Below are 23,852 nucleotides of genomic sequence, written 5' to 3'. Positions count from 1 at the left end.
CAGAACTATGTGTTGATCATGGAGGAGCCACCGGTGGAGTTCGACGTCACGATCGAGATTCCGAAGGGTTCGCGGAACAAGTACGAGGTGGACCACGAGACCGGTCGGATCCGCCTGGACCGTCGACTCTTCACCTCGACCGCCTACCCGACCGACTACGGCTTCGTCGAGAACACTCTCGGCGAGGACGGCGACCCGCTGGACGCGCTGGTCATCCTGGACGAGCCGACCTTCCCGGGCTGCCTCATCCGCTGCCGCGCGATCGGCATGTTCCGGATGACCGACGAGGCCGGCGGCGACGACAAGCTGCTCTGCGTCCCGTCGACCGACCCGCGCGTGGAGCACCTGCGCGACATCCACCACGTGTCGGAGTTCGACCGCCTGGAGATCCAGCACTTCTTCGAGGTCTACAAGGACCTGGAGCCCGGCAAGTCCGTCGAGGGCGCCGACTGGGTCGGCCGTACCGACGCCGAGGCCGAGATCGAGCGGTCCTACAAGCGTTTCAAGGACCAGGGCGGTCACTGAGGATTCGCGGTGTGAAACGCCTGCGCAGAGGTAGGTGAAGGGCTGCACGCATGCGCGTGCGGCCCTTTCGCGTGTCTGTGCGCATACTGAGGCCAACGGAAGGTGTCGTTCCAGGGAGCGTTGCTGAGTGTCGGAGGCGGAGGACCGCAAACCGCAGTCGGACGAGGCGAGGAGTGTCTTCGACCCCGAGATCACGTCCGAGTTCGCGATCCCGGCGGGTCTGGCCGTCGCCAGAGGGGGAGGCGAACCGGAGACCACGTCGGAGTTCGCCGTCCCGGCGGGGCTGGACGTGGCCCAGCCGGCCGCCGGAGACAGCGAGGGGTCGGCGTTCAGTCCGCCGAGCACGTACAGCGCCCGGCAGGCCCCGGCCGCCTTCACGCCGGCCGGCGGCGTCCCGGTCGTGAGCCTGATCAAGGACCTGCCCTGGCAGGACCGGATGCGCACCATGCTGCGGATGCCGGTGGCCGAACGGCCCGCGCCGGAGGCGGGGCCGAAGGCGGCGGAGGAGGAGGGGCCCGCCGTCCCCAGGGTGCTCGACCTGACGCTGCGCATCGGCGAGTTGCTGCTGGCGGGCGGGGAGGGCGCCGAGGACGTGGAGGCCGCGATGTTCGCGGTGTGCCGCTCCTACGGACTCGACCGCTGCGAGCCCAACGTCACCTTCACCCTGCTGTCGATCTCGTACCAGCCGTCCCTGGTGGAGGACCCCGTGACGGCGTCGCGGACGGTGCGCCGCCGGGGCACCGACTACACGCGTCTGGCGGCCGTCTTCCGGCTCGTGGACGACCTGAGCGACACGGAGAGCCATCTCTCGCTGGAGGAGGCCTACCGGCGGCTCGCGGAGATGCGCCGTAATCGGCACCCCTACCCGACCTGGGTGCTGACCTCGGCGAGCGGGCTGCTCGCGGGCGCGGCCTCGGTGCTGGTCGGCGGCGACCTGGTCGTGTTCGTGGCGGCGATGCTCGGCGCGATGTTCGGCGACCGGCTGGCGTGGCTGTGCGCGGGGCGCGGACTGCCGGAGTTCTACCAGTTCCTGGTCGCCGCGATGCCCCCCGCCGCGATAGGCATCGCGCTGACGCTGTCCCACGTCGACGTGAAGGCGTCCGCGGTCATCACGGGTGGTCTGTTCGCGCTGCTGCCCGGGCGGGCGCTGGTGGCGGGCGTCCAGGACGGTCTGACCGGGTTCTACATCACCGCGGCCGCCCGGCTGCTGGAGGTCATGTACTTCTTCGTGGGCATCGTGGCGGGGGTGCTGGTGATGCTCTACGTCGGGGTGCAGCTCGGCGCGCATCTCGATCCCGACGCGGCCCTGGGCGTCACGAAGCGGCCGCTGTGGCAGATCGGTGCGTCGATGCTGCTGTCGTTGACGTTCGCCGTGCTGCTGCAGCAGGAGCGGTCCACCGTGGTCGCCGTGACCCTCAACGGCGGTGTCGCCTGGTCGGTGTACGGCGCGATGCGCTACACCGGCGAGATCTCGCCCGTCGCGTCCACGGCCGTGGCGGCCGGGGTGGTCGGCCTGTTCGGGCAGTTGCTGGCGCGCTACCGGTTCGCCTCCGCGCTGCCGTACACGACGGCCGCGATCGGGCCGCTGCTGCCGGGTTCGGCGACCTACTTCGGGCTGCTGGCCATCGCGCAGAGCAAGGTGGACGCGGGGCTGGTGTCGATCACCAAGGCGGCGGCGCTGGCGATGGCGATCGCGATCGGGGTGAACCTGGGGTCCGAGGTGTCCCGGATGTTCCTGCGGATCGGCTCTTTGGAGAAGCGGCGGGCCGCCAAGCGGACGAGGGGTTTCTGAACCCCCCGTCCTTCCGCGCCGCTTCTAGTAGCCCTGGTCGCCGTAGGGGTACTGGCCGTTGTGGCCGTTGTGCTGGGCCCCGTACGGCTGTTCCTGCTGCTGCTGCGGCTGCTGCCCTTGCGGCTGCTGTTGCTGCTGCGGCCAGTCGTCCTGTGGGTGCCGCTGCCGCGGCTGCTGGGGGTAGGGCTGCTGTTGCGGGTACTGCTGCGCGCCGTAGTAGTCGTCCTGCCGGCCTTGGCGGCTGAAATCCCCGCCGTGGTTCTGACCGTTGTCCTGGCCGTGATCCTGGCCGTAGTGGTGGTCCTGGCCGTGGTTGTTGCCGTGACCGTAGCCCTGGTCCTGGCCGTGGTTCTGCTGTCCCTGGTGGCCGTAGGGGTACTGCTGGTCGTGCTGGTCGATCCGGCGGAGCTGGGTCGTCGCGTCGTCCATGACCGGGTGCTGGTGCTGGGGCCGGTGCTGCTCGGGAGCCTGCGCCGGGGCCTGCGACGCGCTCTTGCCGGACTTGGAGCGGGCCCTCATGAACTCGATGACGATCGGGACCACGGAGAGCAGCACGATCAGGATGAGCATCAATTCGATGTTCTTCTTGACGAAGCCGATGTTGCCCAGCCAGGAGCCGAGCAGAGTGACGCCCGCGCCCCACAGCACGCCGCCGATGACGTTGAAGGTCAGGAAGGAGCGGTAACGCATGCCGCTGACGCCGGCGATGATCGGCGTGAAGGTGCGCACGATGGGCACGAAGCGGGCCAGGATCAGGGACTTCGGGCCGTGCTTCTCGAAGAACTCGTGCGCCTTGGTGACGTTCTCCTGCTTGAAGAGCCGGGAATCCGGCCGTTTGAAGAGCGACGGTCCGACCTTCTTGCCGAACATGTAGCCCGCCTGGTCGCCCAGGATCGCGGCGACGCAGATCAACGCGACCGCGCCCCACAGCGGGAAGTCCAGCTGGTTGGACGTGATCAGCAGACCCGCGGTGAACAGCAGGGAGTCACCGGGCAGGAAGAACCCGATCAGCAGGCCGGACTCCGCGAACACGATGAGCAGCAGACCCCAGATGCCGTAGGTGTCGAGCAGACGGTCGGGGTCCAGCAAGCTCGGTCCGAGGGCGATCGTCGTCACGCTTCCGGGCTCCTGACGGGTGGGGGAACGTACAGCGTCCATGGTGCAGCCGCACAAAGCTATCAACGGACTGCGCCGGCCCCAGGTTCCACGGACGTCTCCGGGATGCGCTGTGCGCCCTCCGGGGCGAAGCTGTGAGCCATGGGCATCGATGATTACGGCGGCGGGCAGGGCCCCCAGTCGGACGTACTGGTCGTCACCACGAACGACGTGCCCGGATTCCGGGTGCAACAGGTCATCGGCGAGGTCTTCGGGCTGACGGTGCGCTCACGGCATCTGGGCAGTCAGATCGGCGCGGGCCTGAAGTCGATGATCGGCGGTGAGCTCAAGGGTCTGACCAAGACCCTGGTGGAGACCCGCAACCAGGCGATGGAACGGCTGGTCGAGCAGGCACGCGCGCGGGGAGCCAACGGCGTGCTGATGTTCCGCTTCGACGTGACCGAGGCGGCCGACGTGGGCACCGAGGTGTGCGCCTACGGCACCGCCGTGGTCCTGGCCCGGGAGTAGCCCCGGACCAGGATCGTCAGATCGTCGCTCACCCCGTACGCCGGGCCGCGTTCGCCAGGATCGCCTCCTTGAGGTGTTCGGCGAGGCCCGGGTGCATGGCGTCGTAGAACGCCTTGAAGCGCTCGTCGGAGACGTACATCTCACCCAGGCAGCGGTGCATCTCGTAGGGACAGTCGTAGTACCAGGCGCTGATGTGCCGGCGGTGTTCCTCGGCCAGGTCCATGGCCGCGTCGCCGGTCGCCGGCTCCCCGGCGGCCACCAGGGCGGAGTAACGCCCGCTCCAGTCGTCGACCTCGGCCTGCAGGCGCTTCCAGTCGTCCTTGGTGTAGCGGGCGACGCGGCGCTGCGACTCGGCGTACTCCTCGGTGCCGCCCCAGCGCTGTTCGGCCTCCTCGGCGTACTGACCGGGGTCCTTGTCGCCGAAGACCTCGAACCGTTCCTCGGGCGTGAGGTTGATGCCCATCTTGCGTGCCTCCATGGCGTGTTCCACGGCCGCGGCCATCTTCTGCAGCCTCTCGATCCGGGCGGTCAGCAGTTCGTGCTGCCGGCGCAGGTGCGCGCGCGGGTCGGCCGCCGGATCGTCGAGCAGGGTCGCGACGTCCTCGAGCGGGAAGCCGAGCTCGCGGTAGAACAGGATCTGCTGCAGCCGGTCGAGGTCGGCCTCGTCGTAGCGCCGGTGGCCCGCGTGGCTGCGCCCGCCGGGGACGAGCAGGCCGATGTCGTCGTAGTGGTGCAGCGTGCGCACCGTGACACCGGCGAATCCGGCGACCTGTCCTACGGAGTAGCTCACTTCGTCCGCTCCCTTCTCGGTACGCGCTCCACGGTGCGTCCTCACGCCGCGTGAGGTGCAAGCCGCTTTCCCCGGGTGCCTGCGCCCGGATGTCATGTCCGTTTCGTCTGCTTATCGTGAGCCCGTGGCCCAGGACACCTCGCGGCGTGCGCCCGCCCATCCGGCGACGCCGGCGCGCGCCCTGCTGCCGTCGATCCTGCCCGCTCTGCTGATCGGGGTGCTGGCCAGCGCGCTGCTCCTGCTGGTGGAGGGGGCGGCCGAACGGCTGCAGCACGTGCTGTGGGCCACGCTGCCGGACGCGCTGGACGTCGGCCGCTACTCGGTGCTGTGGATGCTCGTCGTCCTCACCGGGACCGGGGTGACGGTGGGGCTGGTGGTGTGGCGGGCGCCGGGGCACGCGGGCCCCGATCCGGCCACGATGGGGCTGGACGCGCGCGTGCTGGCCCCGGCGGTGCTCCCCGGGCTGCTGGTGGCGACGGCGCTGATGCTGGCGGGCGGCCCGAGCCTGGGTCCGGAGAACCCGATCATCGCCGTCAACGTGGGACTGGCCGTCTGGCTGGGAGGACGGGCGCTGCCGCGGGCGCCGGGCGCGTTGTGGGTGATGCTCGCGGAGGCGGCGACCATCGGCGCGCTGTTCGGCACGCCGGTGGCGGCGGCGCTGCTGATCTCCGAGGCGCTGGCCGGGCGGCAGAGCGAGGGACCGCTGTGGGACAACGTCTTCCCGCCGCTGGTCGCCGCGTCGGCCGGCTCGATGACGACCACCCTCGTGGCCCATCCGGCCTTCGACCTGGGTCTGCCCGGGCTCGACCGGCCCGGGTGGGGCGATCTGCTGGCGGCTCTCGTGATCGCCTCGGCGGGCGCGCTGCTGGCCTTGTGCGCCGTCCGCGCGTTCCCGTACGTCCACGGCGCGTTCGCGCGGCTGCGGCACCCGATGCTGATGCTGCCGCTCGGCGGTGTCGTCCTGGGCCTGCTGGGGGCCCTGGGCGGCCGTCTGACGCTCTTCAAGGGGCTGGACGAGGTCGGGGAGCTCGCGGCCGATCCCGACGGCTGGTCGGCCGGTCGGTTCGCCACGATGACGGTGGTGAAGCTGGCCGCGCTGCTCGTCGCCGCGTCCTGCGGTTTCCGCGGCGGCCGGATCTTCCCGGCCGTGTTCGTGGGGACCGCCTTCGGTCTGACCGCCCATGCGCTCGTGCCGGACGTCCACCCCTCGGTGGGCGTGGCGGCCGGAGTGCTGGGCGTTCTCCTGGCCATCACCCGGCAGGGCTGGGTGAGTCTCTTCGTCGCCGCCGTCCTGGTGGCCTCGGCGTCGATCACCGCCCTGCTCTGCATCGCCACGCTGCCGGCCTGGCTGCTGGTGACAGGGCGGCCGCAGATGCAGCTGCGCGCGGACGGAACTTCGGTCCACTGACCCCCGTTCGATCTCTGAGGAGGCATTCCATGCCGTTGCACAAAGGTCCCCAGAAGCCCGACGAGCGCCCACTGTCCGTCAATCCCTTCTACGGCGAGGCGGATCCGGTCGGCGGCATGATCGAGGCGCCGCCCAAGCACCGGCTGCCGGACGGCCCGACGCCCCCGTCGACGGCGTACCAGCTGGTACGCGACGAACTCATGCTGGACGGCAACGCGCGCCTGAACCTGGCCACGTTCGTGACCACGTGGATGGAGCCGCAGGCCGGCGTCCTGATGGCGGAGTGCCGGGACAAGAACATGATCGACAAGGACGAGTACCCGCGCACCGCCGAGCTGGAGCGGCGCTGTGTGGCGATGCTCGCCGACCTGTGGAACGCGCCCGACCCGGCCACCGCCGTGGGCTGTTCGACGACCGGGTCGAGCGAGGCGTGCATGCTCGCCGGGATGGCCCTGAAGCGGCGGTGGGCGCGGCGCAACGCCGACCGGTACCCGGGTGCGCGTCCGAACCTCGTGATGGGGATCAACGTCCAGGTCTGCTGGGAGAAGTTCTGCAACTTCTGGGAGGTCGAGGCCCGTCTCGTCCCCATGGAGGGTGAGCGCTTCCACCTCGACCCCCAGCTCGCGGCCGAGCTGTGCGACGAGAACACCATCGGGGTGGTCGGCATCCTCGGGTCCACCTTCGACGGGTCCTACGAGCCGATCGCCGAGCTGTGCGCGGCGCTCGACGCCCTGCAGGAGCGCACCGGTCTGGACGTCCCGGTGCACGTCGACGGCGCGTCCGGCGCGATGATCGCCCCCTTCCTCGACGAGGACCTGGTGTGGGACTTCCGCCTCCCGCGCGTGGCGTCCATCAACACCTCGGGGCACAAGTACGGCCTGGTGTACCCGGGAGTCGGCTGGGCGCTGTGGCGTGACAAGGAAGCCCTGCCGGAGGAGCTCGTGTTCCGCGTGAACTACCTGGGCGGCGACATGCCCACGTTCGCGCTCAACTTCTCCCGCCCGGGCGCCCAGGTCGTCGCGCAGTACTACACGCTGCTGCGACTCGGCCGTGAGGGCTACCGGGCCGTGCAGCAGTCCACGCGGGACGTGGCCGGCCGCCTGGCCGGGCAGGTGGAGGCGCTCGGCGACTTCCGGCTCCTCACCCGGGGCGACGAACTGCCGGTGTTCGCCTTCACCACGGCCGAGGGCGTGGAGTCGTACGACGTCTTCGACGTCTCCCGCCGGATGCGCGAGAGCGGCTGGCTGGTGCCCGCGTACACCTTCCCGGCGAACCGGGAGGACCTGTCCGTGCTGCGGGTCGTGTGCAGAAACGGCTTCTCGGAGGACCTCGCCGAGATGTTCGTGGAGGACCTGACCCGACTGCTGCCGGAGCTGCGACGGCAGTCGGGCCCGGCGACCCGGGACAAGGGGGCGGCGACGAGTTTCCACCACTAGGAACCACCGGGAGGCCGCCAAGAGGCCGCTCGGAGGCCGCCGGGAGGCAACAGGGCCGGGGGCTCCGGGGCGTCAGCGGCTCATGCGGGCGAACTTCCGCACCGCCAGCGGGAAGAAGACCGCCAGCAGGGCCAGCGGCCAGCCGACCGCGGCCCACACGTGCCCGGGATCGGCGCCCGACCCTCCGAACAGGTCCCGTACGGCCGTCGCCGTGCGGGACATGGGGTTCCACTCGACGGCCGCCCCCAGCCAGCCGGGCATCGCCCCGGGGGCGGCCAGGGCGTTGGAGAGGAAACCGACCGGCCAGACCAGGATCTGCACGGCCTGCACCATCTCCGGCCGGCCGGCCACCAGCGCCAGATGGATGCCGATCCACAGCATCGCGAAACGGAAGAGGAGGAGCAGCGCCATCGCGCCCAGGAAGGCGTCCGGCGTCCCGCGCGGCCGCCAGCCCAGGGCGAGCCCGACCGCGACCAGTACGGCCAGGCTCACGGCCGACTGGAGCATGTCGGCGGCCGACCGGCCCACCAGGACCGCGCCGTCCGCCATCGGCAGCGCGCGGAAGCGGTCGATGACGCCCTTGTTCAGATCCTGGGTGACGGCGAGCATGGTGCCCTCCAGGCCGAACGCCATCGTCAGCGCGAGCATGCCCGGCATCAGGTAGTCCAGGTAGTCGCCGCTCACCCCCCGGCCGCCTCCGACCAGATAGCCGAACATCAGCAGCAGCATCACCGGGAACACGAGCCCGACGACCAGCCGGCCGGGCTGCCGCGCCCAGTGGGCGAGTTCGCGCCGGGTCATGGTCCAGGAATCGGTCAGCGCGAAGGCGTTCACACGGTCTCCTTCGTACGGTCGTCCCGACCGGTGAGGTGCAGGAAGACCTCGTCCAGCGTGGGGCGGCGCAGGGCCACGTCCTCGGCCTCGACGCCGGCCGCCTCCAGCGCGCGGACGACGCCGGAGAGGGCGGCCATACGGTCGGTGACCGGCGCGCTGAGCAGGCGGCGGTCGGCGTCGACGGTGACGTCCTCCTTCGGCAGGGGCAGCAGGGCGACGGCCGCGCCCAGCAGACCCGGGTCGCGCAGGACGACGTCGATGCGGTCGCCGCCGGTCAGCGCCTTGAGTTCGTCCGCCGTGCCGTCGGCGATCATCCGGCCTCGGTCCACGACGCCGATGCGGTCGGCGAGTTGGTCGGCCTCTTCCAGGTACTGGGTGGTGAGCACGACCGTCGTCCCGCCGCCCGCCAGTGAACGGACCGCGGACCAGACCTCGGCGCGCCCTCGTGGATCGAGGCCGGTGGTGGGCTCGTCCAGGAAGAGGACCTCCGGGTCGGCGCCGCCGCGGCCGCCGATGAGGGAGGCCGCCAGGTCGAGGCGGCGCCGCATGCCTCCGCTGTAGGCGCGCACCGGCTTGCGGCCGGTGGCGGCGAGGTCGAAGCGCTCCAGGAGTTCGCCGGCCCGCCCGCGCGCGGCGCGGCCGCCCAGGTGGTGGAGGCGGCCGAACAGCTCCAGGTTCTGCCGACCGCTCAACTCCTCGTCCAGGGCGGCGTACTGGCCGAGCAGGCCGATGCGCGCCCGGACCTCCCGGGCCGCGCGGACCACGTCGTGGCCGGCCACCTCGACGCGCCCGGCGTCCGGCCGCAGCAGCGTGGACAGGATCCTGACCAGTGTGGTCTTGCCCGCACCGTTCGGGCCGAGCACGCCGTGGACGGCGCCCCGGGCCACCGTGAGGTCGAGCCCGTCCAGCGCCCGGGTCCCGCCGTACCTCTTGCGCGCGCCCTCGACGGCGATCGCGTGTGCCGGATCAGCCATGGCGGTCCTCCACCCCTCTCCCGTTCTAGTCAAATTTGACTACACCGCCAAGGTAACGCCACCGATCCAGCTCGTCAAACTTGATTAGTGAGCGTCTCCCGGATGCCGCTCCCCCGTGGCGTACGGGTTGTCCTCGCCCTCCCTCAGCACCCCCACGAACGGCTCGCCCTCCCCCGCGAAGGTGTACGCCCCGCCCTCGATGCGCGCGATCAGACCGCGGGTCCACTCGGCCTCGCCGTCGGCCGTGTGGATCCAGAGGTTCATGATCTCGCCGATGTGGCCCAACTGCTCGGGGCCCTCCTCGGGGACGTAGTGCGCGGTGACGGCGGAGCGCCACGCCTCGATGCCGCGGATGCGCTCCTCCAGCAGCGCCACGGCCTCCGCGCGCGGGAGGTCCAGCATGAACCCGATGGCCGCCGACTTCACGTCGGTCTTCTGGTCGTACGAGGTCAGCGCGTCGCGCAGCAGCCGGAAGTACTCCTCGGCGCCGGTCTCGGTGATCTCGTACTCGGTGCGCGGCGGGCCGCCCGCGGTGGACGGGGCCGTCTCGTGCTCACGCAGCAGTCCCTGCTTGGCCATCTGCTTCAGGGCGTGGTAGATCGAGCCCGGCTTGGCGTTGGACCACTCGTGGGCGCCCCAGTACTCGAGGTCGCCGCGCACCTGGTAGCCATGGGCCCGCCCGTGCTGACGCACGGCCCCCAGGACGAGAAGACGGATCGCTGACATGCGCCCAGGTTAGGCGTGGCGGCCGGACGCCCGCGGACCGCCCACCCACCCGGAGCCGGATGGCTTCCCGCCCGCCCGGCCCGGCCGGCGCTCAGAACGGGAACGCGCTGCGGCCGTGCTGGACCGAGATCCACTTGGTGGTGGTGAAGGCCTCCAGGGTCGTCTCGCCGTTGAGGCGGCCGACGCCGGAGTTCTTCTCGCCGCCGAAGGGCACGATCGGCTCGTCGTGCACGGTCGCGTCGTTGACGTGGAACATGCCGGTGACGATCTGCTTGGCGAAGGCCACCCCGCGCTCGACGTCGGCGGTGTGAACGGCGCCGCTCAGCCCGTACGGCGTCTCGTTGACCAGGCGCACGGCCTCCTCCTCACCGTCGAAGGTGTTCACGAACACCACGGGCCCGAAGATCTCCTGCTGAAGGAGCGCGGAGTCGGTGGGGAGGTCGGCCAGGACGGACGGCTCCACCAGGTTGCCGACCGTCGTACCGTGCACCAGCGCGTGCGCGCCCTCACCGATCGCCTGCTCGACGACACCGGACAGGGCCTCCGCCTGCGAGGAGTTGATCACCGGGCCGATGGCGGTCTGCGGGTCGCGCGGGTCGCCGGCCTTGAGGGTGCGCACCTTGGCGACGAACTTCTCGGTGAACTCGTCGGCGATCGCCCGGTCGACCAGGATCCGGTTGGCGGCCATGCATACCTGGCCCTGGTGGACGAAGCGGCTGAACACGGCCGCGTCGACCGCGTAGTCGACGTCGGCGTCGTCCAGGACCACGAACGCGCTGTTGCCGCCGAGCTCGATGACGGTCCGCTTGAAGTGCGAGGCGGCGACCGTCGCGACATGGCGGCCGACCTTGTCGGAGCCGGTGAAGGAGATGACCCGCGGGACCGGGTGCTCGAGGAACGCGTCGCCGATCTCGGCGATGTCGGTCACGACGACGTTCAGCAGACCCGGCGGAAGACCGGCGTCCTCGAAGAGCTTGGCGATCACGGTGCCGCCGGAGACCGGGGTGTTCTGGTGCGGCTTCAGCACCACGCCGTTGCCGAGGGCGAGCGCGGGGGCGACGGACTTCAGCGACAGCAGGAAGGGCACGTTGAATGGGCTGATCACGCCGACCACACCGACCGGCTCGCGGTAGACGCGGTTCTCCTTGCCGTCGATCGGCGAGGGCAGGATGCGGCCCTCGGGGCGCAGCGACAGATGGATCGACTCGCGCAGGAACTCCTTGGCCAGATGGAGTTCGAAGGCGGCCTTGCCGAAGGTGCCGCCGGCCTCGTCGACGAGAAGGGCGCTGATCTCCGCCTCGCGCTCCTCGACCAGGCGCAGCACCTTCTCGAAGACCGCGCGGCGCGCGTAGGCGTTGGTCGCGGCCCACTGCTTCTGCGCCCGGGCGGCGGCCCGGTACGCCTCGTCGACCTCCTCGACCGTGGCTATCGTGATCGAGGCCAGCTTCTCGCCGTCATAGGGATTGATGGTGATGATGTCCCAGGACCCGGTGCCCGGACGCCATGTGCCGTCGATGTACTGCTGGGCCAGGTCGGTGAAGTAAGGCGACATGTGATCCCTCAATCCCCTGCTGCGATCGGCTGCGATCGATCGCCATCACGATCTGATCGCACGTCATCGTACGGCTGATACAGGGGAGTTGGCGGGGACTTCAGCGGCTCGACGGCCCCCGCCGGGGAATCCCTACGACAGCTGGATCAGACCGCGCAGCAGGTCCCGGCTCGCGTCCGGTCCGGGGCTGTCCTGCTGGAGCTCTTCGAGGGCGTGCTCGTACTGGGCGACGTCCTCGCGTTTGTCCAGGTAGAGCGCGCTGGTGAGCTGTTCCAGATAGACGACGTCCTGCAGGTCGGACTCCGGGAAGCTCAGGATCGTGAACGCCCCCGACTCGCCGGAGTGCCCACCGAGGCCGAACGGCATCACCTGCAGGCGCACGTTGGGGCGTTCGGAGATCTCGATCAGATGCTGGAGCTGTCCGCGCATCACCTCGCGGTCGCCGTACGGCCGGCGCAGCGCCGCCTCGTCCAGCACGATGTGGACGTCGGGGGCGTTCTCGGCGACGAGGTACTTCTGCCGCTCCAGCCGCAGCGCCACACGACGGTCGACGTCGGCCGCGGTCGCGCCCTTCATGCCGCGGCTGACCACCGCGTGGGCGTACGCCTCGGTCTGCAGCAGACCGTGCACGAACTGGACCTCGTACGCCCGGATCAGCGCGGCCGCGCCCTCCAGGCCGACGTAGGTGGGGAACCAGTTGGGCAGGACGTCCGAGTAACTGTGCCACCAGCCGGCCACGTTGGCCTCGCGGGCGAGTCCTACGAGCGCCTGGCGCTCCGCGTCGTCCGTGATGCCGTACAGCGTGAGCAGGTCCTCCACGTCCCGGGTCTTGAAGCTCACCCGGCCCAGTTCCATCCGGCTGATCTTCGACTCCGACGCCCTGATCGAGTATCCGGCCGCCTCGCGCGTGATGCCGCGTGTCTCGCGCAGCCTCCGTAGTTGCGAGCCGAGCAGCATCCGCCGCACCACCGATCCGGGCTCTCCCGCGCTCACGTTCGCCAGCCTCCCCAACCGTCTTAAGGGCCGCAGTCTGCCACTAAAACACTCCGAGCAGTACTCGTCCGATTACAGAGATGGAAAGAAGCCAAAGGATACGCGCAGAGCGATGGGTGGGAAGAGTGAGGAGTAAGGAGAAGAAGTGCCCTTGTTGAGCGAGAAGTTGGCGGAAAAAATGGCCAAGAAGCGGTACGGGCGGGTCCATTTCGGTCACGTGCACGTGCATCTGCCCTTGCATCCACAGTGCGCATCGGAAACCATGGTCTCGCGCCACCGCTGCATCGCAACGACCGCGAATCCCGGGAGTGCCTCGCATGGGGACGAATGGATCGACCATGCTCGAGCCGTTACGGCAGGGCCTTCCGCCGCTTGATCCCGCGGCCGTGTCCAACGCCGCCTCCTGCGCACTGCCGACCCGCTTCGAAGCGGTGCGTGAGGCACGGCAGTTCACCAAGAGGACCCTCGGCCAGTGGGACGTGGGCGACTGTCTGGACGACGTCTGCCTGGTCGTCTCGGAGCTGGTCACCAACGCACTGAGACACGGACTGGCCTCCGACGTCGCCCCGCTCGTGCAGGATCACCGGCATCCGCCCGTGCGTCTGCATCTGATGCGGTGGACCGAACGGCTCGTCTGTGCGGTGCGCGACCCCAGCCCCGACAGCCCGCTGCCACGGGAGGGCGAGGACTTCTCGGCCGAGTCGGGCCGGGGCCTCTTCCTCGTCGACTCCTTCGCCGAGAGCTGGGGCTGGCACCCCCTCTCCGGCACCCTGGGCGGCAAGGTCGTCTGGGCGCTGTTCCGACTGCGCACCGCAGCCGAGTGAGGAACCGCGGCGCGTTCTGACGCCGCGGTTCTACGCGCGTTGTGCCGGAGCGGAGAGCTGGCCCGTTGAAGAGACGACGGGGTGGGACGGCCGCGACGACGTCGAGCGTGTCAGCTCGCGATCAGATGGTCGAACTCGCCGTCCTTGATGCCCAGCAGCATGGCCTCGATCTCGGCGCGCGTGTAGACGAGCGCGGGACCGTCGGGGAAACGCGAGTTGCGCACGGCCACGTCACCGCCCGGCAGTCGGGCGAACTCCACGCACGAACCCTGCGAGTTGCTGTGCCGGCTCTTCTGCCAGGCAACCCCGTACAGCTGTGTGGCCGTCATGCCGTTGTACACGTCGTGCCCCCCGTCAACGTGGTGGTCCACAGGTCGCTCCCTGGTGGTGCACTGGCTCGTGCGGCCATTGGTGCCGTTGTCAACTGTCCCGGATCATAGCTCTGTTCACATGCAGTCGCATGAGCAGATGCACGTGCACGCGCGGTGCTTGAGTGGTTACAGCTTTGACGCCTGCTTTACCCGGCCCGTTCCGCTTCGCGGGCCTGTCATGGGCTCTCCGCGAAAGTCGTCCGGATCGAACCATCCGTATATGAGGAACAGACGCTCAGCACGCCCGTCCTGTTCCTTCGACGGGGGAACGGATCGGCCGCGGTCGCACGGAGGGCGCGGCCGGCGCCGGTCCGTAGGACGCCGTTCCGGCGGACTCCCGGCATCCGCTCGGGACCCGGCGCGACTCCCGCGGACCGGATTCGGCGTCGCCCGCGGGTCCGGGAAGTCCGCGCCCGCTCGGGCGTCCCCTGCCCATGGCGTCCACCGACGACGACCGCGACCCCGCCCACGAGGAGCGGAATCGGGCGCGGAATCGGGCGCGGGCGCGAGGCGCGGGCGGCCGGGCGTATGAGCGACGGGTCGGCCGGTCGTCGGTGAGGCGCCGGGCATGTGCGACTCGAAGGGATGGACGGGCGGAGTGAATTCGCTCGTACGAACGGAGGAGCCCGTCCACAGGAACGGCGGAGGCGGGTCTGCGCAGCACGGCGGCCCCCCGACGGGGCGGAGTGGACGGGAGGGGCGCGTACAGGACACATCTTGGCGGAGGCGGGCCGTTCCTCCCGCCCCCTGACCGGAGGATCGGCCGATCCGGGCCCGGGAGGGGGACGCCCCGGGCCGGATCTCGGGACGGTTCAGAGGGCGTCGCGGGAGGGAGAGGGCCCGGGCCGGATCTCGGGACGGGTCAGGGGGCGGTCGCGGACGGGAGGAGCGCCCTCTCCCAACTCCGCAGCAGGTCGCTGGTAGCTTGCTGCGAACCCCCGGACCCTCGGACCCTCCAGGCCCCCGGCCCCTGCGGTCCTCGCGGCCGACGACCGGGCCGGCCGGCTACAGCACAGCTTGGGAGCTAGCAGTGACTTCGGCGATCTTCTCGCGGGGCACGTCCCGTCGGCCGGTGCGGGCCGCGGCCGCGGCCGCCGCGTTGGCGGGCGCGCTCGCCCTGACCGCGTGCAGCGACGACGGCGGGTCCGACGGCTCCCCGGCCACGCCGTCCACGACGGCGACCGCGGACGCCGGCGGCACGAACGCCACGGGCGGCGCGTCGGCATCGGCGTCCGTCTCCCCCTCCGACGAACTGGAGGGGAGCTGGCTCGCCACGACGGACGGCAAGGCCGTCGCCCTGATCGTCACCGGGAAGCAGGCCGCCCTTTTCGTGACCGGCGGGGCGGTGTGCAGCGGCACGGCGGGCAAGGAGGCGGGCATGCGGATGATCCACCTCAAGTGCAGCGCCGGCAAGGACGACCGGTCGACCGGGATGGTCGACTCCGTCGACGCGAAGTCCCTCAAGGTCACCTGGTCGGGCACGGCCGGCAAGGAGACGTTCGCCAAGGCGCAGGGCGGCCAGTGGCCCTCAGGACTGCCCACGCCGGGGCTCGGGTAGCCGAGCCGTCACAGAAACGGGGGGCGCGCGAAGTACCGCCGCACGCGTGCGTGATGATCCATCGAGCACCGTCACGAAACCCTAGGAATCACTCATGCGCGCCGTTCCCATCACCGTCACCGCCCTCGCCGCGGCCCTGCTCCTCACCGCCTGCGGAGGCGGGGACGACAGCGACTCCGGCGGCGACGAGAGCAAGGCCGCCGGCTCGACCGCCCCGACCGGCGGCGCCTGCACCGCCGACGGCCTCGGCCAGGAGGTCGGTCCCGTCGACGCCGCCCCCGCCGCCGGGGACACCGGCAACGTCACCGTCACGCTCACCAACAAGGGTGCGAAGTGCACCCTCAAGGGCTTCCCCAAGGTGGCTCTGCAGGCCGACGGCGCCTCCGCGACCGTGGCCGAGGACGGCGCCGCCGAGGCGCAGGCGCTGACCCTCCCGGCACAGGGGACCGCCTCCTTCACGATCACCTATGTGCGCGGCGAGAAGGGCGGCGACAAGAGCCTCGCCGTCAAGACGGTGAAGTACGGCCTGCCGGACGCCTCGTCCACCGTGAGCTTCGACTGGTCGTACGGCGACGTCGCGCTGAAGAGCAAGGGCAAGCCGGACGCCACGGTGAGCGCCTTCACGCAGGCGGGCGACTGACCTGCGCCGGGAGCGCCGTGGCAACCCGGGGCGTCAGGGCAGCCGGGGCGTCAGGGCGGCCGCCGGGCGGCGTCAGGGCAGCCGGGGCCGGGACCGCATGCGGGCCCGGTCGGCCGCTTCGGCGCCCTCGGTCCAGCCCGCCTCGTCGGTGACACCGCGCAGACGTGTGGACACCGTCTGCGGGAACATCCGGTCCGTCGCCGCGGTGACCGCGACCGCGCGCGTGGCGAGGACCGGCAGCAGATCGTCGTTCACCGTGGTCTCGGCGGCCGCGGCGATCTCGCCGAGGCGGGCGCCTATGCGGTGGGCGTAGGCGGCGAGGAAAGACTGCCGGAAGGTCTTGGTCCGCCTGCGTCCCCCGGCCCGCTGGGCCTCCTCCGCCTTCGCCATCGCGGACTGCGCCTGCACCAGCAACGAGGTGTACAGCAGCTCGACCGTCTCCAGGTCGGCCTCGAATCCGACGACCGTGGAGAAGGCGAAGGACTCGTTCCACACCGCCCGGCAGTGGTTGGCCCCGGCCACCGCGTCCAGCAGCACCGCCTTCGCCTGCTCATAGGGCGGTTCGACGCCGATCCGGCAGGCGCCGGGCGCGTCCGGGTCCGGCGCCTGGGCGTCGAGCAGCGCCTCGTCGACGCTGTGCCGGGCCATCAGCTCCTGCGCCTTCGCGGTGAGCGCCTCGGCCTCCTGCGGGAACCCGGTCGCCTCGGCCTTGGCGAGGAGTGCGCGGATGCGGGTGAGCATGCGCGAGTGCGAGCCCGGCCGGGACTGCCGGTGCGGCTCGCGCTCCTGGAGGGGTTCGAGGGCGGGCAGGCGCAGCAGCAGGCGGTAGAGCTCCAGGACCGCGGTCGCGTACGAGAAACGGTCGGTGGGGGCCGGCGGGTCGGCCGGCAGGTCCGCCAGCTGGTCCGCCCAGCGCCGGCCGCGCGCCCGGTCGTCACGCGCCTGCGCGCGGATCAACGCCGTCGCCAGGCCCACGTGGACGGCGTCCAGCTCGCGGCGCACGATCCGCACCGCGTCCGCGGGCTGCCAGCCCCGTCGCCAGAGCGCCGCGACGAACTCCACGCCCCGGCGCGTGAGTTCCGTGTCGGTCGCGGGGTCGGCGGCGAGGAGCGACGCGCCCGTGTCGAGGGCGGCGTCGGCGCTGTCGTGGAGGGCTGCCCGGAAGGCGCGTTCGACGGTGTCGGCCGGGTTGCTGCTGGTGCTGCTCACCGGTCGATCGTGCCATGGGGACGAAACGGCGCCCACGCGCGGGACGGGCGGGAGCGACACGGAGCGGGGACTCCGTCGGGACGGCGTCGGCACGGCTCCTGTGGGGTGCGGCACGGCTGCTGCGCCGCACAGGGTGGCTCCGCGGCTCCCGCGCGGTCAGTCGCGAATGACAACCTTGGGTTGACGCCCTTCTACTGTCAACCTAAGGTTGACACATGACGAATCAACGCCCCGGCACCACTTCGTCCATCCGTCTCGACGACCTGATCGACGCCATCAAGAAGGTCCACAACGAGCCGCTCGATCAGCTCCAGGACGCCGTCATCGCCGCCGACCACCTCGGCGACGTGGCGGACCACCTCATCGGTCACTTCGTCGACCAGGCCCGCCGCTCGGGCGCCTCCTGGACCGACATCGGCCGCAGCATGGGCGTCACCCGGCAGGCCGCCCAGAAGAGGTTCGTGCCCAAGGAGTCGGCCGACCTCGACGCCAACCAGAACTTCAGCCGCTACACCCCTCGCGCACGCAACGTGGTCATGGCGGCCCACAACGAGTCCAGGGCGGCCGGCAACGCCGAAGGCCTGCCCGCGCACCTGGTGCTCGGTCTGCTGGCCGAACCGTCGGGCCTCGCCGCGAAGGCGATCGCCGAGCAGGGCGTCTCCCCGGAGGCCGTCCGCGAGGCGGCCACCGCCGTGCTCCCGTCGCCCGTCGAGGACCCGCCGGAGCTGGTCCCCTACGGCGCGGACGCCAAGAAGGTCCTCGAACTCACCTTCCGTGAGGCGCTCCGCCTCGGCCACAACTATGTGGGAACCGAGCACCTCCTGCTCGCCCTGCTGGAGCACGAGAACGGCGAAGGCGTGCTCAGCGGCCTCGGCGTCGACAAGGCGGAGACCGAGCGGTTCGTGGCGAAGTCCCTCGCCGAACTGGTGAAGGCGCACGAGGAGGAGGAACGGCACGAGGGCTGAGGAAGGGCCGTTGTCAGACCCCCCTGCCACACTCGCAGCATGGCCGACCGGTGGGCGCTCGCTCCGGCCGAGGACGGTGGCGTGGAGGTCGCCCCCCTCGGCCCCGGCGGGCTGCCCGCCGGTCCGGTGCTGCGGGAACCCGACCTCGCCCGTGCCGTGCGCGAGCGGCCGGACGTCACCCGCTGGGTCTGGCGCTCCACGGCCGAGGTGTATCCACCGCTGCTCGCCGATGGGGTGCGGGTGCAGCGGTGCTACGACGTCGAGGACGCCGAAACCCTCCTGCTGGGCCACGAGGGCCGGTCGGGCGAGCCCCGCTCGGCGGCCGCCGCCCTGGCCCGGCTGCGCGGCGGCCCCGTACCGCCGGATCCGCCGCCGCGCGCTGCCGCACCCGGCGCGCAGTCCCCGCTGTTCGAGCCGCAGGCCGCCGCCCGGCTCCCTCTCGAAGACCTCCTCGCCGTCTACGCCGAGCAGCAGCGACGGCACGAACGCGCGGAACACCCGGCGCGCATGCGACTGCTGACGGCGGCCGAGTCGGCCGGGATGCTGGTGGCCGCCGAGATGAACCGGGCCGGGCTGCCCTGGAGCGCGCAGGTGCACCGTGCGGTCCTGCACGACCTGCTCGGCGACCGCTACACGGGCGGCGGCGAGCCCCGCCGGCTGGCCGAGCTGGCCGACGAGGTGTCGGCCGCCTTCGGCCGCCGGGTCCGCCCCGACCTGCCCGCCGACGTCGTCAAGGCCTTCACCCAGGCCGGGATCAGGGTCCGCTCGACCCGCCGCTGGGAGATCCAGTCCCTCGACCATCCGGCCGTGAAGCCGTTGATCGAGTACAAGAAGCTGTACCGCATCTGGGTGGCCCACGGCTGGTCCTGGCTGCAGGACTGGGTGCGCGACGGGCGGTTCCGGCCGGAGTTCCTCGCGCACGGCACGGTCACCGGGCGCTGGGTCACCAACGGCGGAGGCGCTCTGCAGATCCCCAAGGTCATCCGGCGCGCCGTGGTCGCCGACCCCGGCTGGCGGCTCGTCGTCGCCGACGCCGACCAGATGGAGCCCCGCGTGCTGGCGGCGATCTCCCGCGACCCGGGGCTGATGGAGGTCGCGGGCAGGGAGAGCGACCTCTACCAGTCCGTCTCCGACCGCGCCTTCTCCGGCGACCGCGACCAGGCCAAGCTCGCCGTCCTCGGCGCGGTCTACGGACAGACCTCGGGGGACGGTCTGAAGAACCTCGCGGCACTGCGCCGCCGCTTCCCCCGCGCGGTGGCCTATGTCGACGAGGCGGCCAAGGCCGGCGAGGAGGGCCGCCTCGTACGGACCTGGCTGGGGCGGACCTGCCCACCGGCCGTCCGCAACGGCGACGGAGCATCGGAGGAGGCCGGCATCCCGCTGCCCGAGGACGACTCCGACGGCCCCGGGGCGGGGCACCCGGAGAGGCGGCTGCGAGGCGACGGTGACGCCGAGGGCGACGGACAGGAGTGGGTGCCGGGATACGCCTCGACCAACGCCCGCGCGCGTGGGCGCTTCGCCCGCAACTTCGTCGTCCAGGGCAGCGCCGCCGACTGGACGCTGCTGCTGCTCGCCGCGTTGCGGCAGGCCTGTGCCGGGATGGCGGCCGAGCTGGTCTTCTTCCAGCACGACGAGGTGATCGTGCACTGTCCCGCGGAGGAGGCCGAGACAGTGGCCGCCGCGATCCGCGAGGCGTCCGACCTGGCCGGACGGCTGACGTTCGGGGAGACGCCGGTGCGGTTCCCGTTCACCACCGCGGTGGTGGAGTGCTATGCCGACGCGAAGTAGTCAGACCTGGCCGGCGAGCAGCTTCCTCAGCTCCCCCGTGACCGCCTTCTCGTCCGTCCCGCCCAGCGCGTCGAGCGCCGACCGCCACTCCTCGTGCGCCTGCTCCGCATGTCCCTGCTCCCGCAGCAGCAGACCGTGCTGGTGCCGGGCCAGACCGGCCGTGTAACGGTCGGCACGGGCCTCGGCGCGGCGCAGCAGCTCGGCGCACTCCCCCAGCGCCCGTTCGGCACGGCCCAGCGGACGCAGGGCGCGCACCAGCCCCAGCCGCGTCTGCGACTCGCCGTGCCAGTCGCCGTGCCCGCCGAGAATGCGCAGGCTCTCCTCGAAGTGCGGCAGCGCGGCGGCCGGCTCCCCCAGCGTGAGATGCGCGTAGCCGATGTTGCAGTGCGCCGAGTGCTGCACGATGACGGCCCCGATACCGACCCCGATGGCCAGGGAACGCCGGTGCTGCTCGATGGCGGCGCGCGGATCGGTGTGCTCGTACAGGTTGCCGAGATGGCTGTGGGTGACGGCCTCGCCGTGCGGGTCGCCCAACTGCCGTGAGAACTCCAGGCTCTGGCGCAGCGCAGCCCCCGACTCCTCGTACCGCCCGAGCGCCTCCAGCAGCAGACCCCGGTTGTTGAGGCAGCGCCGGATCCACGAGAGCCGGCCGAGCCGCCGCCAGATGGCCAGGGCCCGGCCGTTGAGGTCGAGGGCGTCGCTCTGGCGGCCGGTCAGGAAGTGCAGGCCGGCGAGGTCGCCCAGCGCGTACGCCTCGGCGGCCGGGTCCCCGAGTCGACGCGCCACCCTCAGCGCGGTCCGCCCGAGCACCTCCATCTCGGCCACACGGCCCCGCCGCTGGAGACAGGGGAAGATCAGGCGCAGGAGCGTCGAGACAAGGGCCGCCTCGCCCGCTTCGGCGGCTGGGGCGGGCGAGCCGTGGGAGGCTGCGTCGGCCGTCGCCTCGGCTCCTGCGGCTCCTGCGGCTCCGGCGACTCCTGCGGCTCCTGCGGCTCCTGCGGCTGCACTGCTCTCCACCAGGGCGACGACGTTCGCCAGCTCCGCATCCGCCCACGCGAAGGCTTCTTCGGGGCCGGCGAAGGGGGGCGCGTCCGCGAGGTACGCCGCGTGGGCGGGCGGCTGCGCCGCGGTCGGCCGACGCCGGTCGTCCAGGTCGAGACCCGCCTCGACGACCGCGACCAGGACACGCTCGGCGACGGCGGCGTACCAGTGGAGTGCGACCGCCCGGGCCCGGGCCTGGGACTGGGACTGGGACTGGGACTGGGACTGGGACTGGATCGACTGCGGCGTCGGCGTCGAGGTCAAGGTCGAGGTCGAGGTCGAGGTGGCGTCGGCCACGGAGTGCGACGCGATGTCGGCCTCCGCGAGTTCGCGGGCGAAGTCACGCACCAGGTCGTGAGGGGTGTATCGGCCGTAGGCACGCTCCTCCAGGAGGGCCACGTCGACGAGACGGTTCAGGGCGGCCTCGGCACGAGGCTCGTCGACGCCGATGAGCCGGGCCAGCAGCGGGACGCCGTACGCCGGCAGGTCGAGCGCGCCGATGCGACGGAGCACCAGGGCCGCGTCCTGGTCGACCTCGCGGCGGGAGACGGCGAGCGCGTCGTGTGCCACGGCCAGGGAACGGCGGACGCTGAGGTCGTCGTACTCCAGATGCGTCAACCTGCTTTCCGCCTCGGCCAGTTGGCGGGCCAGCACGTCCGGCGTGAGCGCGCTGCGTGCGGCGAGGCGAGCGGCGACGACGCGCAGGGCGAGCGGGAGACGGCCGGTGAGACCGACGAGTGGGTGGCCCGCGTTCAGCTCCGTGCGGCCCTCGCCGGTGCCGGAGGCCGCGCGCAGCAGCGCGGCGCTGTCCTCACCGGAAAGCGGCGGGAGCGGGAAGCGGTGAGCGCCGTCCAGGACGGTGAGCGGCGAGCGACTGGTGACGATCACCGCACACCCGACGCCGGCCGGCAGCAGCGGGCGGACCTGGGCTGCGTTCGCCGCGTCGTCCAGGAGGAGGAGGGTGCGGGTCGGGGCGAGCAGGGTGCGCAGCAACGCGGCCCCGGCGTCGGGGTGTTCGGGGATGTGCCGAGGTTCCACGCCGAGGTCGCGCAGGAGCGCGGTGAGCGCCTGGCCTGCGGTGAGAGGGGTCATGCCAGGGGTCGCGCCGTGCAGGTGGAGGTAGAGCTGACCATCGGGGAAACGTTCCCTCAGAGCGTGGGCGGCCTGCAGGGCGAGCGCGCTCTTGCCTACGCCGGCGGTGCCGCTGAGCACGACGACAGCCGGACCGATGCCCTCACCGGGCCCGCCACCGCCGCCCTCGCCGCGACCCTCACCGAGAACGGACGGGTCGAACAGGCCGGAAGGGTCGGACGGGTCGGCCCGGTCGGAGGCGAGCGTGTGACGGAGTCGGCGCAGGATTTCGAGGCGGCCGGTGAAGTGGGCCGCGGGCGCCGGCAGTTGTGCGGGGCACGGGCGTCGCGCCCATCGGGATGCGGAGTCACGCTCGGGGCTGCACGGAGGTGCGGATGCCGGGGCCGGGGTGGCGGTGTGCAGGGGCACGGTGGCGGAGGCCGCGGTGGCGGAGGGCGGCACGGCAGAGGGCGGGAGGGCGGAGGGTGTGACGGCGGAGGATGTGACGGTGAGGGCGTCGGTCGTGGGGCCCAGCACCTCCGCATGGGCCTCGCGGACCGCCGGGCCCGGCTCGACGCCGAGGTCCTCGACGAGACGCGTACGCAGATCGCGGTGAACGGCCAGGGCCTCGGCCTGGCGGCCGGTGCGGTGCAGGGCGAGCATCAGCTGGCGGTGGAACGACTCGCGCAACGGATGCTCGGCGGCAAGGGCCGTCAGCTCCGGGATCCGTTGCTCGAACCTCCCCTCTCCGAGGGCGAGTTCGGCGTCGTGCCGCCATTCCAGAAGGAGCAGCCTGGCCTCCCGCAGACGTCGCACGAAGGCGTATCCGCCCAGCTCGGCGGGGAGCCCGCTGAGCGGATCGCCCCGCCACAGCGCGAGCGCCGCCGCGCACTCGCGCAGGACGCGTTCCCAGTTCCGGGCGGCATGCGCACCGCGCGCCGCGGCGACATGCCGCTCGAAGACATGGACGTCGAGTTCGCCCTGCTCGACCCGGAGCTGATAGCCGGACGCCACCGCCCGCAGCCGTCGCGGGTCGTCGAGCAGCCGGCGCAGCCGGGTCACATGGTTGTGCAGCGAGGCCTGAGCGGACGCCGGCGGAGCGCCGCCCCACAGAGCCTCCTTCAGCGAGTCGACGGGGACCGTACGGCCCGCTTCGAGGAGCAGGGCGGCCAGCAGGGCACGCGCCTTGGGGCTGCGGACGGTCTCGTACGGAGCGCGGGCGCGACGGAGGGTCTCGCACGGAGCGGCGGCCTCGGGCCGGTCGTGGGACACGGGTTCGGCGTGAGCCACGAACTCGGGCCCGGGTCGGGGCTCGGATCGGGGCCCGGCTTGGGGTCCGGGTTCGGCGGCGGCTTCGGTCATGTCGGCCGTGTACAGGACCGGCGGGCCCAGCAGTCCGAACCGCAGCCCGTACCGCCGCATCACGCCGCCCATCACCCTTCCGCGCCCGGCCCGTGCCGGGTCGCCCTGTCGAGTCGCCCGCGCTCCGGGCGGGTACCCCGCCCGTCTGGCGGAATTCCGCCCCCGGCCGCCGGTTTTCCGCCACCCGGGACCTGGAAGATCCCGGGGCGGTCTCCGCAGGAAATCGGCCGTCGATCCGGCCGGTCCCCTGGGTCGTCCGACGACTTCAGGCCAGATGACCAGCGACGACGCGGAGAACCGTTGGCCACATGTTAGCGATTCGTTGGCGCGACCTGGTGTGATCAGAGCCTCGGATCTGGCCCGACGGTGC

20 protein-coding genes are annotated in these 23,852 nt (G+C 71.8%); 10 read left to right on the top strand and 10 right to left on the bottom strand.

Going from position 1 to position 23,852, the window contains the following annotated elements; translation table 11 throughout:
• The first annotated feature begins 33 nt into the window (after positions 1 to 33).
• Both BG482_RS09495 and BG482_RS09490 read left to right on the top strand, forming a co-directional pair.
• Entirely contained in the window at positions 34 to 525 is a 492-nt protein-coding gene (locus BG482_RS09495) for an inorganic diphosphatase (protein ID WP_007452023.1), read from the top strand.
• 127 nt (positions 526 to 652) lie between these two features.
• Positions 653 to 2,317 carry a threonine/serine exporter ThrE family protein gene (locus BG482_RS09490; protein WP_069768455.1) on the top strand — a complete coding sequence of 555 codons (1,665 nt, stop codon included), beginning with the start codon at positions 653 to 655 and terminating at the stop codon, positions 2,315 to 2,317.
• Positions 2,318 to 2,341: 24 nt separating this feature from the next.
• Here BG482_RS09490 and BG482_RS09485 read toward each other — a convergent pair whose 3' ends face one another.
• The gene (locus tag BG482_RS09485) at positions 2,342 to 3,433 is read right to left on the bottom strand and encodes a DedA family protein (RefSeq protein WP_069768454.1); all 1,092 of its coding nucleotides are present in this window, start codon (positions 3,431 to 3,433) and stop codon (positions 2,342 to 2,344) included.
• A 141-nt stretch (positions 3,434 to 3,574) separates the two neighbouring features.
• Here BG482_RS09485 and BG482_RS09480 point away from each other — a divergent pair, with 141 nt between their 5' ends.
• On the top strand, positions 3,575 to 3,940 hold the full coding sequence (locus tag BG482_RS09480; protein ID WP_069768453.1) for a YbjQ family protein: 366 nt from the start codon (positions 3,575 to 3,577) through the stop codon (positions 3,938 to 3,940).
• 28 nt (positions 3,941 to 3,968) lie between these two features.
• On the opposite strand, the gene BG482_RS09475 is transcribed toward BG482_RS09480, so the two are convergent.
• Positions 3,969 to 4,730, bottom strand: coding sequence for a MerR family transcriptional regulator (locus tag BG482_RS09475; protein WP_069768452.1), 762 nt, complete (start codon positions 4,728 to 4,730; stop codon positions 3,969 to 3,971).
• Positions 4,731 to 4,854: 124 nt separating this feature from the next.
• Between BG482_RS09475 and BG482_RS09470 the strand changes: the two genes are divergently transcribed.
• Together BG482_RS09470 and BG482_RS09465 are read left to right on the top strand one after the other, a co-directional pair.
• Positions 4,855 to 6,138, top strand: coding sequence for an ion channel protein (locus tag BG482_RS09470; protein WP_069768451.1), 1,284 nt, complete (start codon positions 4,855 to 4,857; stop codon positions 6,136 to 6,138).
• Between the two features lie 29 nt (positions 6,139 to 6,167).
• Entirely contained in the window at positions 6,168 to 7,574 is a 1,407-nt protein-coding gene (locus BG482_RS09465; protein WP_069768450.1) for a glutamate decarboxylase, read from the top strand.
• A 72-nt stretch (positions 7,575 to 7,646) separates the two neighbouring features.
• Here the strand turns inward: BG482_RS09465 and BG482_RS09460 are convergent, their stop codons facing one another.
• The 5 genes from BG482_RS09460 to BG482_RS09440 form a co-directional block, all read right to left on the bottom strand.
• On the bottom strand, positions 7,647 to 8,408 hold the full coding sequence (locus tag BG482_RS09460; RefSeq protein WP_069768449.1) for an ABC transporter permease: 762 nt from the start codon (positions 8,406 to 8,408) through the stop codon (positions 7,647 to 7,649).
• Positions 8,405 to 9,382: an ATP-binding cassette domain-containing protein gene (locus tag BG482_RS09455; protein WP_069768448.1), complete on the bottom strand. Its 978-nt coding sequence runs from the start codon at positions 9,380 to 9,382 to the stop codon at positions 8,405 to 8,407. Before BG482_RS09455 ends, BG482_RS09460 begins: the two co-directional genes overlap by 4 nt.
• An 84-nt stretch (positions 9,383 to 9,466) precedes the next feature.
• Positions 9,467 to 10,108, bottom strand: coding sequence for a PadR family transcriptional regulator (locus BG482_RS09450; protein WP_069768447.1), 642 nt, complete (start codon positions 10,106 to 10,108; stop codon positions 9,467 to 9,469).
• A gap of 91 nt (positions 10,109 to 10,199) precedes the next feature.
• Positions 10,200 to 11,660 carry an aldehyde dehydrogenase family protein gene (locus BG482_RS09445; protein ID WP_069768446.1) on the bottom strand — a complete coding sequence of 487 codons (1,461 nt, stop codon included), beginning with the start codon at positions 11,658 to 11,660 and terminating at the stop codon, positions 10,200 to 10,202.
• Positions 11,661 to 11,792: 132 nt separating this feature from the next.
• Positions 11,793 to 12,617, bottom strand: coding sequence for a helix-turn-helix transcriptional regulator (locus BG482_RS09440; RefSeq protein ID WP_069768445.1), 825 nt, complete (start codon positions 12,615 to 12,617; stop codon positions 11,793 to 11,795).
• 374 nt (positions 12,618 to 12,991) lie between these two features.
• Between BG482_RS09440 and BG482_RS09435 the strand changes: the two genes are divergently transcribed.
• A complete protein-coding gene (locus BG482_RS09435) occupies positions 12,992 to 13,477 on the top strand; it encodes an ATP-binding protein (RefSeq protein ID WP_069768444.1) in 486 nt (161 codons plus the stop codon).
• A 110-nt stretch (positions 13,478 to 13,587) separates the two neighbouring features.
• Here BG482_RS09435 and BG482_RS09430 read toward each other — a convergent pair whose 3' ends face one another.
• On the bottom strand, positions 13,588 to 13,806 hold the full coding sequence (locus tag BG482_RS09430) for a DUF397 domain-containing protein (protein ID WP_052183895.1): 219 nt from the start codon (positions 13,804 to 13,806) through the stop codon (positions 13,588 to 13,590).
• A 1,072-nt stretch (positions 13,807 to 14,878) separates the two neighbouring features.
• On the opposite strand from BG482_RS09430, the gene BG482_RS09425 reads away from it, so the two are divergent.
• Positions 14,879 to 15,406 (top strand): hypothetical protein, encoded by a 528-nt coding sequence (locus tag BG482_RS09425; RefSeq protein WP_069768443.1) that lies wholly within the window; start codon positions 14,879 to 14,881, stop codon positions 15,404 to 15,406.
• 94 nt (positions 15,407 to 15,500) lie between these two features.
• Entirely contained in the window at positions 15,501 to 16,046 is a 546-nt protein-coding gene (locus BG482_RS09420; RefSeq protein ID WP_069768442.1) for a DUF4232 domain-containing protein, read from the top strand.
• 72 nt (positions 16,047 to 16,118) lie between these two features.
• Here BG482_RS09420 and BG482_RS09415 read toward each other — a convergent pair whose 3' ends face one another.
• Positions 16,119 to 17,255 carry a DUF2786 domain-containing protein gene (locus tag BG482_RS09415; protein ID WP_069768441.1) on the bottom strand — a complete coding sequence of 379 codons (1,137 nt, stop codon included), beginning with the start codon at positions 17,253 to 17,255 and terminating at the stop codon, positions 16,119 to 16,121.
• A 215-nt stretch (positions 17,256 to 17,470) separates the two neighbouring features.
• On the opposite strand from BG482_RS09415, the gene BG482_RS09410 reads away from it, so the two are divergent.
• On the top strand, positions 17,471 to 18,220 hold the full coding sequence (locus BG482_RS09410; RefSeq protein ID WP_069768440.1) for a Clp protease N-terminal domain-containing protein: 750 nt from the start codon (positions 17,471 to 17,473) through the stop codon (positions 18,218 to 18,220).
• A gap of 39 nt (positions 18,221 to 18,259) precedes the next feature.
• Positions 18,260 to 20,008 (top strand): bifunctional 3'-5' exonuclease/DNA polymerase, encoded by a 1,749-nt coding sequence (locus tag BG482_RS09405; RefSeq protein WP_069768439.1) that lies wholly within the window; start codon positions 18,260 to 18,262, stop codon positions 20,006 to 20,008.
• On the opposite strand, the gene BG482_RS09400 is transcribed toward BG482_RS09405, so the two are convergent.
• A complete protein-coding gene (locus BG482_RS09400) occupies positions 20,009 to 23,554 on the bottom strand; it encodes a BTAD domain-containing putative transcriptional regulator (RefSeq protein WP_256096316.1) in 3,546 nt (1,181 codons plus the stop codon).
• Positions 23,555 to 23,852 lie beyond the last annotated feature (298 nt).

It is taken from the genome of Streptomyces sp. LUP30, from assembly GCF_001746365.1.
Taxonomy (GTDB): Bacteria; Actinomycetota; Actinomycetes; order Streptomycetales; family Streptomycetaceae; genus Streptomyces.
Note: the sequence above shows the minus strand (reverse complement) of the source record. Positions and strands in the feature narration are given on the sequence as shown.

Bases quoted from the DNA above. Each gene is read 5' to 3' on its own strand.
- BG482_RS09480 (WP_069768453.1), top strand. From the start codon at position 3,575: ATGGGCATCGATGATTACGGCGGCGGGCAGGGCCCCCAGTCGGACGTA.
- BG482_RS09465 (WP_069768450.1), top strand. From the start codon at position 6,168: ATGCCGTTGCACAAAGGTCCCCAGAAGCCCGACGAGCGCCCACTGTCC.
- BG482_RS09455 (WP_069768448.1), bottom strand. From the start codon at position 9,382: ATGGCTGATCCGGCACACGCGATCGCCGTCGAGGGCGCGCGCAAGAGG.
- BG482_RS09450 (WP_069768447.1), bottom strand. From the start codon at position 10,108: ATGTCAGCGATCCGTCTTCTCGTCCTGGGGGCCGTGCGTCAGCACGGG.
- BG482_RS09445 (WP_069768446.1), bottom strand. From the start codon at position 11,660: ATGTCGCCTTACTTCACCGACCTGGCCCAGCAGTACATCGACGGCACA.
- BG482_RS09440 (WP_069768445.1), bottom strand. From the start codon at position 12,617: ATGCTGCTCGGCTCGCAACTACGGAGGCTGCGCGAGACACGCGGCATC.
- BG482_RS09435 (WP_069768444.1), top strand. From the start codon at position 12,992: ATGCTCGAGCCGTTACGGCAGGGCCTTCCGCCGCTTGATCCCGCGGCC.
- BG482_RS09430 (WP_052183895.1), bottom strand. From the start codon at position 13,806: ATGACGGCCACACAGCTGTACGGGGTTGCCTGGCAGAAGAGCCGGCAC.
- BG482_RS09420 (WP_069768442.1), top strand. From the start codon at position 15,501: ATGCGCGCCGTTCCCATCACCGTCACCGCCCTCGCCGCGGCCCTGCTC.
- BG482_RS09410 (WP_069768440.1), top strand. From the start codon at position 17,471: ATGACGAATCAACGCCCCGGCACCACTTCGTCCATCCGTCTCGACGAC.
- BG482_RS09405 (WP_069768439.1), top strand. From the start codon at position 18,260: ATGGCCGACCGGTGGGCGCTCGCTCCGGCCGAGGACGGTGGCGTGGAG.
- BG482_RS09400 (WP_256096316.1), bottom strand. From the start codon at position 23,554: ATGGGCGGCGTGATGCGGCGGTACGGGCTGCGGTTCGGACTGCTGGGC.